12 protein-coding genes are annotated in these 10,667 nt (G+C 38.2%); 5 read left to right on the top strand and 7 right to left on the bottom strand.

Annotation, left to right across the window (positions count from 1 at the left end; all coding sequences use genetic code 11):
* The first annotated feature begins 369 nt into the window (after window positions 1–369).
* Together J5M87_RS02740 and J5M87_RS02745 are read left to right on the top strand one after the other, a co-directional pair.
* Entirely contained in the window at window positions 370–1,263 is an 894-nt protein-coding gene (locus J5M87_RS02740; protein ID WP_154608224.1) for an ABC transporter ATP-binding protein, read from the top strand.
* Window positions 1,247–3,574 carry a hypothetical protein gene (locus J5M87_RS02745; protein WP_154608225.1) on the top strand — a complete coding sequence of 776 codons (2,328 nt, stop codon included), beginning with the start codon at window positions 1,247–1,249 and terminating at the stop codon, window positions 3,572–3,574. The genes J5M87_RS02740 and J5M87_RS02745 overlap by 17 nt, the downstream gene beginning before the upstream one ends.
* 306 nt (window positions 3,575–3,880) lie before the next feature.
* Here J5M87_RS02745 and J5M87_RS02750 read toward each other — a convergent pair whose 3' ends face one another.
* The 6 genes from J5M87_RS02750 to J5M87_RS02775 form a co-directional block, all read right to left on the bottom strand.
* Window positions 3,881–5,047 carry a tyrosine-type recombinase/integrase gene (locus tag J5M87_RS02750; RefSeq protein ID WP_154608226.1) on the bottom strand — a complete coding sequence of 389 codons (1,167 nt, stop codon included), beginning with the start codon at window positions 5,045–5,047 and terminating at the stop codon, window positions 3,881–3,883.
* A 181-nt stretch (window positions 5,048–5,228) separates the two neighbouring features.
* Window positions 5,229–5,726 (bottom strand): hypothetical protein, encoded by a 498-nt coding sequence (locus tag J5M87_RS02755; protein WP_230082356.1) that lies wholly within the window; start codon window positions 5,724–5,726, stop codon window positions 5,229–5,231.
* A gap of 10 nt (window positions 5,727–5,736) precedes the next feature.
* Window positions 5,737–6,153 carry a hypothetical protein gene (locus J5M87_RS02760; RefSeq protein ID WP_154608227.1) on the bottom strand — a complete coding sequence of 139 codons (417 nt, stop codon included), beginning with the start codon at window positions 6,151–6,153 and terminating at the stop codon, window positions 5,737–5,739.
* A gap of 125 nt (window positions 6,154–6,278) precedes the next feature.
* Complete coding sequence (locus tag J5M87_RS02765) at window positions 6,279–6,830, bottom strand: zinc ribbon domain-containing protein (protein WP_154608228.1); 552 nt, start codon at window positions 6,828–6,830, stop codon at window positions 6,279–6,281.
* Window positions 6,831–7,036: 206 nt separating this feature from the next.
* Window positions 7,037–7,963, bottom strand: coding sequence for an Abi family protein (locus J5M87_RS02770; protein ID WP_230082357.1), 927 nt, complete (start codon window positions 7,961–7,963; stop codon window positions 7,037–7,039).
* Entirely contained in the window at window positions 7,960–8,679 is a 720-nt protein-coding gene (locus J5M87_RS02775; RefSeq protein WP_230082358.1) for a LexA family transcriptional regulator, read from the bottom strand. The genes J5M87_RS02770 and J5M87_RS02775 overlap by 4 nt, the downstream gene beginning before the upstream one ends.
* A gap of 805 nt (window positions 8,680–9,484) precedes the next feature.
* Between J5M87_RS02775 and J5M87_RS02780 the strand changes: the two genes are divergently transcribed.
* Together J5M87_RS02780 and J5M87_RS02785 are read left to right on the top strand one after the other, a co-directional pair.
* The gene (locus J5M87_RS02780) at window positions 9,485–9,640 is read left to right on the top strand and encodes a DNA-binding protein (RefSeq protein WP_068994103.1); all 156 of its coding nucleotides are present in this window, start codon (window positions 9,485–9,487) and stop codon (window positions 9,638–9,640) included.
* Window positions 9,641–9,799: 159 nt separating this feature from the next.
* Complete coding sequence (locus J5M87_RS02785; protein WP_230082359.1) at window positions 9,800–9,973, top strand: helix-turn-helix domain-containing protein; 174 nt, start codon at window positions 9,800–9,802, stop codon at window positions 9,971–9,973.
* A gap of 97 nt (window positions 9,974–10,070) precedes the next feature.
* Here the strand turns inward: J5M87_RS02785 and J5M87_RS02790 are convergent, their stop codons facing one another.
* Window positions 10,071–10,277, bottom strand: a complete 207-nt coding sequence (locus J5M87_RS02790; protein WP_154608229.1) for a hypothetical protein — start codon at window positions 10,275–10,277, stop codon at window positions 10,071–10,073.
* 143 nt (window positions 10,278–10,420) lie between these two features.
* Here J5M87_RS02790 and J5M87_RS02795 point away from each other — a divergent pair, with 143 nt between their 5' ends.
* Window positions 10,421–10,600, top strand: a complete 180-nt coding sequence (locus J5M87_RS02795) for a helix-turn-helix domain-containing protein (RefSeq protein ID WP_154608230.1) — start codon at window positions 10,421–10,423, stop codon at window positions 10,598–10,600.
* Window positions 10,601–10,667: the final 67 nt, after the last annotated feature.

A 10,667-nucleotide genomic window follows, 5' to 3' on the forward strand; every position in this document is an offset into this window, starting at 1 on the left:
AAAATGTATAAAATACTTACTTGCCTTAGCTCTAGTGAGTAGCCTTTCTGGTACTATAGTAGTATCCGCAGATTTGTTGCTGGTAAATGCCTCAACTGCTGAGTATAGTACACTTTCTTGTTCCAGAGTTATTGATAATTGGGAATAGTTTGATCAATATTCCTTTATACGTATCATGAAAAATGTGACCGGTTTTAATATTCCTGTACGTTTTGAAAACACAGGGGATAAGAGAATAGTAAATGGGCGTCCTCAGTACCGCTATGTTGGTATTATTGAAGATACAGACTTTGGAGTTACCCGAACCGTTCCAGTTTTTAAATGATAGGGAGAGGGGCAGGTATGCTCCTCTTTTCATAGGAGGCTTGTATGTTAGAAGTTCGAGATATTTCAAAGCGTTATGGTAATCATCAGGTTCTGTCTTATGTTTCTTTTGAGGTGAAGGCTGGGGAATTGGCTGCCTTGGTGGGGCCAAATGGTGCAGGAAAGTCGACACTACTAAATATTTTAGCGAACCTGGAAAAACCAGATACGGGACATGTGGCTATCAATGGCCTATCTAACCAATCACAAGAGATTTTTCAGGATCTAACCTTTATGCTGAGTGCAGAATCTCTCTATCCCCAATTAACAGGTTATGATCATCTTAGTTATGTGGCAAAATTGCACCAGATTCCTAAGCAAAAAATGAAAGAGTTGGTTGAACGAGTAGGGATTGGTCATTATGTCAAAAAACGAGTTGCTAGCTATTCCATGGGGATGAAGCAAAAGCTCTTATTTACTATGGCGATTTTACCAAGACCGAAACTTTTGCTATTAGATGAGCCACATGTAGGTCTTGATCCAACAAATATTATTCAACAGCGAGAGATGTTACTGGAACTGCAAGAAAAAGGAACGGCTATCTTACTGTCATCACACCATTTGTCTGAAATTGAGAAATTAACTCATCAGATTTATTTTTTAAAGGATACTCAGTTGATTGAAAAAGAAGTGCGAACGATGGCCTATGATTATCAGCTACTGGTGGAGGATTGCCCTGATTTGATGCAGGCTTTGAATCTATTTCCAACGATGTTAGTCCAACAAGTAGACCAGACGATGAGGGAAGTCTTTATTGCAGAAGAAAATATACTACCATTTTTACAGAAAATTCCTGTTTCTAAGGTTAAATCCTTATCAAAAACATCGGAATATATGGAAGGTTTATATCGAACTCTCTATGTAGCAGAGAGGAGGAATTCTGATGAAACTATGGTTTGAGATGAAAAAAATCCTTTCCTCTAGTATTTGCTGGTTTTTCGTTTTTCTTAGTATGGGTCTACTGCTTTCTCCTATTTTTCAGAGGGAGAGAAACAGAAATGATTACATTTCAACTTATACAACAGAGCTGGAAAATATCGGTACTGTTCTCACAAATCTAAAAATGGATGAACAGTCAGAAGAACAGATACTAAAAGTCGGAATTTTGAGCGACTTTGAGACGCTTAAAGATGTCTTAAAAGGGAAAAGATTCGATAGAATTCCTCGTCACCGTACGCAGATGTATCAGGATTTGGAACGACTAGTTGAGAAATATGAAGAGAGCTTTCTCCAGTTTGGTTCGTTGACCAAGGAAGAAGTGCAGGAGAAGAAAGTTTGGAATGATTGGCTGGTAAAACACAGTCTAGCTGATGAACCCGAAGAAAAAGGCTGGTCTATAGGAAGAATGCTTCAAAAATCTGTTGAACAACTCTTTTCGTTTGGGGGAATCTGCTTAGTTGGAATGTTCTTTCTCGTTTTTCAGATGTTTGATCGCAGGGAGGCCTACAAACGGTGGCAGCTTGTGCAAATAGACAGTTGTGGCCTACAGGATATTCGCAGGATACTAGCCAGTATCTCCTTGGTAACTGTGGTCTTAGCGACAAATGGGCTGATTATGATAGGACATGGTTTAGTGAACGGCTATTTTCAGTGGTCCGATTTTTTGGAACCAGTGAAACTAGTTGGACAAGAGAAACTTATCCCCCTTTGGCTCTACCTCCTCGGCCTATGTGCCATATGGTTCATGATAATGGTTGGCCTAAGATTAATGATTGCTATTTTAGCATATGCTTGCAGCAAAGATATAATTTTTTTAGTTTGCACTAGTTTTCTAGTCTTTCTTCTAGCAAGAGGATCAGAAGGTGTTAGCGGTTTTTCAATGATTCTATCCGGTCCTGCTTTTCTACAACGGTCTGATTTGCGGACAGTTTTGCTGCAATTTGACGGCTTGGTATTCATAGAATTACTTAGTTTCATCTTTTTTTATCTATTTGCAGATAAGAGGCGATTCAAACTCTCTATGTCTCAGCAACACCAGTTTGAAACTCCTGAATTGTCTCATTCCTGGTCTTTTGAATGGTTACAGTATCTGCGAACGTCTTCTCTATCTTATTGGGGACTGGGGATTTTGCTACTTGCTGTGCTTTTTTCCATTGTGACAACTTTTCAGAAAAATCAGGTAGCAAAAGAAGAAAGGGAAAGTCTGGAGCTAGTTGCGACATTTAGTAAGAGAGAACAGTTCATTAATCGAGAAATAGATGCAAAAATCGACCAGTACCAACAGTTAGCACAAACAGATGATTCGTATAAAAAGGAATGGAATAGGCTGGTTACTAGTCGTAAGATGCAAGAAAAAGAGCAGGAATTTTTCAACCGTATTTATCAGGCTTATTATCAAAATCAGACAAAGCTACCAAGTATTTATAAGGGCTATCTACAGTTTGTTCAGAAAACGTTGCTAAAAGGAGAAGAAACAGCCTTTTATGAGGGAGATATTGGCGCGACTCGAACCTTGGAGAATTTACGGCGCTATCAGACCCGATATGAGATAAGTAGCTACTATTGGGAGCAGTTGGAAAAAGCGGGGGTTCCTGCAAGTAGAAGAGGGAAGGAAATCATTATTGAAGACTTAGAAAATCGGTTTGCTACCAATGATGCAAACTTTCCAGTAGAAGATGTTGCTTGGGGAGTTTCGAGAGATTTTTCGGGAATAGGAATTTTGAGAACCTTTGTAGACGGACCTGTTTATCTTGGTATTGTATTGTTGGCAGTTTGGCTAGGCAGTCGTGGAAAAGCAGTTGAGGTGGAAAGAAACACATGGTTTTTTCACCGTACGCAACCAGTGCCATTACGAGGGATTTTGCTTCAAAAATGGTTGCAAGGACTATTGATTGCTTGTGCGACAACAGTTTTATTCGGTATGATAATTTTTATCGTTCAATCTATAGTTCATGGGATTGGAGCTTGGCAGGATGGCATTATTGCGCTGTCACGTCAAGAACAGGGGCTTTTTTTACATTTTCTAAAAGAGGAAAATATTTGGGTACAGTTTGTACCGAATCTTCACTATCTGTGCTGGATGTTTTTAGGAATGATAGGTTTAGAGATAGTGCTTATTTCTATCAACCATCTTATGCAAGCTTTTTTGCCGAATCGAATTTTGGTCTTCTTGCTGGTTTCGACCGGTTTGGTTGTGGCTGATAGGCTACTTTTCCATGATTTCGTTTTTAATGGAATTGATATTTTTCGTAAATTCTATTTTGGGGGATAACTACTTACAATCTATTCTCATTTTATGAAAGAGATTTCATTAAAATGTAATAGTGGCAGTCGTGATTAAGAAAAATAGCCTTTTTACTTCTTTTATCTTTTCTCGCTCTAGTTCTTAGGCTTGTGAAAAAACGTCCAATGGGCGTTTTTTCTGATATAATGAAATTATACGATTTTTTTCTAGTTGATTAGCTTTAAATCGTTTAATTATAGCCGTTTAATCGTTTTGTATCTTTTTTGTAAAAAGGTTAAAATAGGGGAAAAATGGTAGTTAGTCGGGGAGTTTGTCGGGAACTCCTCGGCTTTTTTATTGGATTGCTCTCATGAAACTGTCTGTTACTGATGAAGAAATTTCATCTTGTATGTGAGTGTATTTTGCAGTCATGTAGTTTGTTGAGTGGCCAAGCGCTGCAGCCATGTGAGCAACTGGCACGCCAGCAATCACACCTTGACTGGCAAAAAAGTGTCTCATCATGTGAGGAGTGATGTGTAGTCCTGTTTCTTGTTCGACTTGGCGAAATAGGGTGCCTACCCTAGACCATGGAATTGCTTTGCCTCTGTTCTCATTTTTGCAATAAGAGAAATCTGTTCTGAATATGAAATCATCTTTATTCAGAATCATCTTGTATTTGTACGCTATCTTATGAGATGTTTCGACAGCTTGTGAGAGTAATTCGCTGGTTTCAATATCCAGTGTGATCATTCGATTAGAAGAGCGAGTTTTCATTTTCTTGTCTCCATTTCTTAATCGAGTGCGGCTTTCGTCGATATGTATGTCGTAACGCCCATCTTGTCGCAAGTTAAGATTTGAGAACTTTATGCCGACTACCTCACTTCTTCGAAGTCCAAAATAGGTCAATCGAACGATGGTGTAGTTATAATCATCTAAGATGGCTCTTGCGCTTGTATCGAATGTTTTAAAATCTGCAAGAGACAGTCTTTTATTTTTGGGAGTAACAGCACTGTCGCCAACGTAAATGCCGTCAATAGGATTGTTGTCCAAGTATTGACAGGTAACTGCGTCATTGAAGAGTGCATTGAAAATTCCGTGCATTTGCCGAACCGTGTGCTTTGAGAGGGATTTGAGTAGACTTGTGATATAGAGTTCGTATTCATCTCTGAGTACGTTTTTGAGCTTGATAGAGCCGTAGCGTTCTTTAAAATGATTGTTGTAGATGTTGAACTTATTGCACTCTGTATCTGGTGCCCAGCGACCTGTCTCAATCATTTTGTCGGAGTAGATGCCCCAGTATTGATCGACCGTAAGATTTTTATTGTAGGCGAACTCATTGTTTTCAATCATGCGTTCAATCTCAGCTAGTGCTGTACGAGCTTCTGGTAGGGTTTTGAGATTACTCTTGGTAGCCTCTTTCTTTTTCCCTTGTAGATAATAACCACGGCGAACGTAGTAGCGTTTGCCTTTTGTTGTCTCGTAGGTAAAGATATTTGGGTATTTTGTTTTTGTATATTTCATGTTGTTCTCCTTTGTTGAATATTTCGACTTCTGGACAAGGTCTTTTTCAACGGAGAGGGTTGGCATCACCTCCTTTTTGTGATAAAATGGGTATAGTAAAGGGACCTACTGCAAAGCAGGTTTTACTATACGAGATATTCCCTACACTCAAATTTTGGTCGAGGAGAGTGTGGGGAGTTTTTTATTTACCGAACCAGATTGGGAATGCTATACCAGCTAAGGCTACTAATATACCAATAGCCCAGTACATAAATTCTTGCTTGTTTTTTGCTTGTTCATCAAGCCTTTTGTTTTCTTGGTTCAACAGCATGTTTTCGATGCGACGTTCGAAGTTATCGAATTTTAAATCAACTTGTGCAAATTTTAAATCAACTTGTTTAAACCCATCGTCCATTTTTTGACTTAGTTGTTCAAATTTCAAATCTACTTTTTCGAATCCGTGTTGGACATCTGAACTGACTTTTTCTAGTTTTAAATCTATTTCAGATTTGCTATATGTTTCTTGTGACATAATAGATTCCTCCTGTGGTTCTTCTGATTCCATTATATCACTTTCAATCTGTTTGGGTACAGTTTTAGATAGAGAAGCGGAGGGTGAAATATCGTTATACTCGTTTTTATCAAAATGAGTATACCATTGGATTACTTTTTGTTTTATATTTTCCTCAGGTAGTTCCATACTAACTCTCCTAGATAAATTTAAAGTAGTTATACGCTGTGTCGAGTTCATTACCCTCTTCATCAATGAGCGAAAAAAGAAGCAAACAGTCAGTTTTGGTATTTAGACTAAGTTGAAAATCAAAACTTCCGTTTGCTAACCCATACCCTTGCTCATCTCTATAGTTAATCTTTTCTTCTTCAAGATTAACTCGTGTGGCATATAATAAATTTGCTCCGTTCTCTGGTAAAATTACGGTTACTGTTAGCACATAGTTCGTTCTAGGTTTAATTTTAAAAAAATCAACGATAGCAAATAAAGATAGTGTATTGGGATAAAAGTCCATCGAATTTGCTGAACCTAGCAGTTGTCCTGTTTCAGCATGAACTATTCTGACAGCAGTCATCTTTTCTCTAAATAGATTTTCTTTCAATGGTATAGATGTCATAACAACCTCTTTCTATTCAATCAACCCGTAATATTCCTCTTTAACCATGACTTCGTCTGTTATGGTTTTTAATTTTCCCTATATACCTCCACACAACTCCGATTACTCGGAAATGTAGTCCTGTATTATGAATTATGCGTAATAACGTCCAATGCGCCTAGTATCCGTTGAGCTTGTTCTATGGCTTCTTTATAATCTTTAGAAGTATTTTTTATTGGCTTTTTGATTAAATCGATGAAAACTACAGGCTTGCTAAAGTCGTTCGAGGTGATGCGAACAGTCATATTAAGTATTTTTGTGGTGGTCTTGCGAGTACCGGTGATGCCGCCAGCGATTGCTCCGAATCCACCGAAAAGTGCGCCACCAATTAAGGCCTGTCCGACACCTCCTGAAACTACGGCTTGGTTATTAATCATTAAATCGTACGATACTAAATCTTCAAATTTGTACCAGTCGGTATCGTTTTTGTCCTTTTTTAAAAATCCAGGAACCAAGGAAAGCCCCCCTGTTCCGATGGCTAATGTTGTTTTAGCTACGGCTTTGGCTGTCCCTCCGACTATACTTGATTTCTGCATTTTTGATGCTCCGTGTACTCGATATACTCGGTTTAGACGGTCAATCTCAAGAGGGCCAATTTTGTCAGTCTTTTTGAAGCCTGTTGTATTAAAAATGTCCATAGTATTCTCCTTTATCTTTCCATCGGCTGGAAGTTACCGATGACTTTTCCGATAATGCGTGGGTCTTCTTCTCCCCAAGCTTGCTAGCAGAGAGTGTGGGGAGTTTTTTTCTGTAAATAGAAAAAAGCCAACATTTCTGTTGACTTTTTTCCATAACCCGATAATGCGAGCCAAGGGCAAAACCTTGTTTCCTCATAATCATTCTATTATGATTTTTGTAAAAAGTCAACACATTTACTTAAAACTGATTGAAATAATTTTGCGATTGATGTTGAATGTGACAAAAGTATGTTATTTTCCTGGTATTTTTCGATAATCAATCGTCCTTCTCGGTATCGGCGTCCGTTTAAGTTGTCAGAACATATTTTTTTATGAATATAGAAAAGTACGACAATATCAATTATTTTTCTATATCTGACCAAAGCTGGCAGAATATTCATTTCTGAAGCGAAAGATTTGATAGCAGCCGCTGGACGAGGAACGTTATATGATTGGTCGAAAATATTTATCAAAAATACATCGTTGTGCGCGCAGGAGTTCCTTATATTTTTGATAAATTTATGATGAGGTGTATATAGTTTTTCAGGTGGATTTGGGTATTTTGTACTGAAAAATTGAAGAAATTGAATCAAGGTACCGTAATCAATAATTTCCATTAGGACCCATACAGAGATTTGTGTTCGTTTTTCAAACATATCTTTTTTATAATCGTTGTGTCTGAAACGTTCTAATATTTCTGCAAATCTTTCAGGATATTCGTCTTGGAAATCTTCAACTATTTCATAGCCTTCAATCTCATTCATGTCTGTCATTATCGTCATCAGTCTAGTTCGAGTTGCGTGTTCAATATCCAATGTCAAATTCATCAAATATTCTCTAAGCCTTACGTCTAAATTTGCTGAGACAACCAAATGGTCGAATGTTAGCTTGTCGTATCCCTTATTTTGAGGTAGTTTTGGAAAATTCTTTCGATAACTTGAAATTTTGTAGTAATAACTTCGTTCTCTAAGATAAGCGATAATTTCGTCTTTCGAATAAGAGCCAAAATCAATCTTTTTCTCTGCAAATTTACCTAGTAACCCTTCAAATGATAACTTTGGCTTGCTATTCATGATTCCTCCATCCTTTTTCATCTCTCCATCGGTAAGAAGTTACCAACGACCTTGCCGATGATACGTGGGTCTTCGGTGTAGGGGGCGAATTTGTCGGCGTATTTTTTGTTGAGGGAGACGAGGCGGAGGCCGTCTTTTTCTTTATAGACTTTCTTGATGTAGGATTGTCCATCCCAGTCTACGGCATAGATTGCACCGTCGTAGTCAAATCCTGTATCTTTGATGAGGGCAATGGAGCCGTCAAGGTATTTTGGTTCCATGGAATCGCCATAGACCCAACTTGCGAGGTCGTGGGTGATTTCTTTGTCAAAATAGACAGTGTCGTAGTTGCGGTCTTCCCAGTAAGTTGCTCCAGTCCCAGCTGAGAGTTTTTCGAAGACGTGATACTCAAAGAGTGGTTCGTTAATCTCTAAAGGTGGTTGTTCCTCCTTTTCTTGCTCCTCTAATTGCTCCGTAGCGTAGCCTAGCACGTTTTCTTGGCGTTCGGGGTGTAATTGTACCACCTTATCATTTATCGCCTGTACGGTGCCATTTTTTGCGTCTGGTGAGGTGGCGAATATTTCAGGTTTAATTCCTAACGCCGCACATATCTTAAATATTGTTTCAGCTTTTGCGTTCATAATACCACGCTCAAGAATTGAACGCATTGTTGTGTAAGGAATTTCGTTTTCTAAAGCGAATGCACGGACGCTGTTATAACGGTGCTCAATCATTCTTTTTAATTCAGTTTCATTCATCAGTCCAGCTCCTTTTTCTTCATTATATCATACGAAAAATCGTATGTAAAATAAAAAAACATAAAATTTTTTAAAAAAAGTAGTTGACAATGTACGAAAATTCGTATATAATAGATTCAGAAATAAGGAAAGGAGGAAAGAGATATGCTGAGTCGGAAGTACAAACGACGGCGAGGAGCAAAAAAAGAACCTTTAGCAAAAGAGCTAAAAGTTCAAATCGCTCTAGGGATTCTACCAATCATCATGAAAATCCTAGAGTGGCTACTAAAAGACTAAAGCAGAGGGGCGAAAGCCCCAACCCTTTAGCGTATTTTGATTATAGCATATCTCTAGCCAAAATGAAAGATAAAAAGAGATTTTGGTTGAATATCGGTTGGATAGTTGTTGCGATCATCTGGATTGTCTTTCTATGGACGTATATCAAGTTTATCTGACGATTTTGTTGACAACATCATTCGTATGTGGGATAATATAGGGGAAGATGAAATCGCACTAAGATTAGTGCTACACAAAGCCCCTAGACTGTTCCAGCAATCTAGGGGCTTTTGTTGTGGGTTAGAAGACACTAACCGTGATTACTTGCCGAAGTGGTCGTCTAACCAGCGAGCCACCAACCAGCTGACAATAGCGTCAACGATTGCGGTAAGTAAGAATATGATGAAATCGCACATAAGCGGTACCTCCTTTTCTAAGGCGATATCGTTAGTGCCAACTGTATTATATCACATTTTGAAAAAGAAAGGAGTGAGGGTTATTGTTAAATATTGAAAGAGTTCGTCAGGAAAAAAATGTAACTTTGGTGGATATGGCAGATTTTTTGGGCGTGAAATATCAGACTATCAGAGATAAAATCGACGGAAAATCAGATTTTAAATTTGGAGAAGCGTTAGCTATACAGACTAGATTTTTTCCTGAATACGATATGGTCTTTCTGTTTTCTGAAGGAAGTATTTCAGGATAAAAAATTTTAACTTTACATACGAAAATTCGTACAAAACTAATCAATCCAACCATTTCAAAAAAATTTGCTTGATAAACTACATTTATCAAAGTTTGTTGTTGACAAACACAACAAACTTAACTAATGGAGAGGAGGGCAGATATGACTTATGGTGAGCGCATGCGTAGGCTGCGAGAGGACAAGGAAATGTCCTTGCGAGAGCTGGCGGAGAAGACGCTATTAGATTACGCATTCTTATCTCGTGTAGAGAATGATTTGCGGACGTTAACACTCCCACAGGCAAAGGCGGTGGCTCGTGAATTGGGCTGTACGGTGAATGAGCTGGTGGGGTAGGAAAGGAGGGAAGGGATGAGACCGATGCATTATCCGTATAGGGGGAAGAAAAATAGGTCTATCGCACTTGCAATAGACCCAATAGAAGTGGCCAGAGCTATTTCTGGAGCCATTCGTGGTACTCTTCAAGCAGACCAAGAGAAATCCACGTTGAGATGACGCAAACTTGGTTACCGAGGTTTGTCGATGGATTTTCTTTGAATTCTTCTCGACTATCATCAAGTGTTGTCTGTGCTTTATTAACAATACTTGAAATTGTTTCAGGCGTGAGTTGTTTCAGAAAATCGTTAAATTGTTTATCCATAATTATTTCCTCCTTTCGTTAGATTTTTAGATTAACTCGTTGGTAAGGGTCGCTAATCTAAGAATATTATATCAGAATGCACAATATATAGTATTACAATTTTATTTCATTACCGTATAAAGTGTATTTTAGAAAGGAATCTTATGTGGGAAGTGCTAAAAAAACATTTGAAAGCTAAAAAATTGACAATGGTTGAATTATCTAAAATGACAGGCATTCACAGGAACACTATTCAAAACATGCGTAACGAACGAATTTCGTTCAGGAACATGGTGAAAATCGCTGACGCACTAGATGTCAGTTTGGATGAATTTAGAAAATAAAAAAGCCACTGCGGGAACAGTGACTTACCAAAATTTACTTACTTAAATTATATCACAAGAAAGGATA

This window comes from Streptococcus sp. zg-86 (assembly GCF_017639855.1).
In the GTDB taxonomy this organism is placed as follows: Bacteria; Bacillota; Bacilli; order Lactobacillales; family Streptococcaceae; genus Streptococcus; species Streptococcus zhangguiae.

Bases quoted from the DNA above. Each gene is read 5' to 3' on its own strand.
- J5M87_RS02740 (WP_154608224.1), top strand. From the start codon at position 370: ATGTTAGAAGTTCGAGATATTTCAAAGCGTTATGGTAATCATCAGGTT.
- J5M87_RS02745 (WP_154608225.1), top strand. From the start codon at position 1,247: ATGAAACTATGGTTTGAGATGAAAAAAATCCTTTCCTCTAGTATTTGC.
- J5M87_RS02750 (WP_154608226.1), bottom strand. From the start codon at position 5,047: ATGAAATATACAAAAACAAAATACCCAAATATCTTTACCTACGAGACA.
- J5M87_RS02755 (WP_230082356.1), bottom strand. From the start codon at position 5,726: ATGGAACTACCTGAGGAAAATATAAAACAAAAAGTAATCCAATGGTAT.
- J5M87_RS02760 (WP_154608227.1), bottom strand. From the start codon at position 6,153: ATGACATCTATACCATTGAAAGAAAATCTATTTAGAGAAAAGATGACT.
- J5M87_RS02765 (WP_154608228.1), bottom strand. From the start codon at position 6,830: ATGGACATTTTTAATACAACAGGCTTCAAAAAGACTGACAAAATTGGC.
- J5M87_RS02770 (WP_230082357.1), bottom strand. From the start codon at position 7,963: ATGAAAAAGGATGGAGGAATCATGAATAGCAAGCCAAAGTTATCATTT.
- J5M87_RS02775 (WP_230082358.1), bottom strand. From the start codon at position 8,679: ATGAATGAAACTGAATTAAAAAGAATGATTGAGCACCGTTATAACAGC.
- J5M87_RS02780 (WP_068994103.1), top strand. From the start codon at position 9,485: ATGGCAGATTTTTTGGGCGTGAAATATCAGACTATCAGAGATAAAATC.
- J5M87_RS02785 (WP_230082359.1), top strand. From the start codon at position 9,800: ATGCGTAGGCTGCGAGAGGACAAGGAAATGTCCTTGCGAGAGCTGGCG.
- J5M87_RS02790 (WP_154608229.1), bottom strand. From the start codon at position 10,277: ATGGATAAACAATTTAACGATTTTCTGAAACAACTCACGCCTGAAACA.
- J5M87_RS02795 (WP_154608230.1), top strand. From the start codon at position 10,421: ATGTGGGAAGTGCTAAAAAAACATTTGAAAGCTAAAAAATTGACAATG.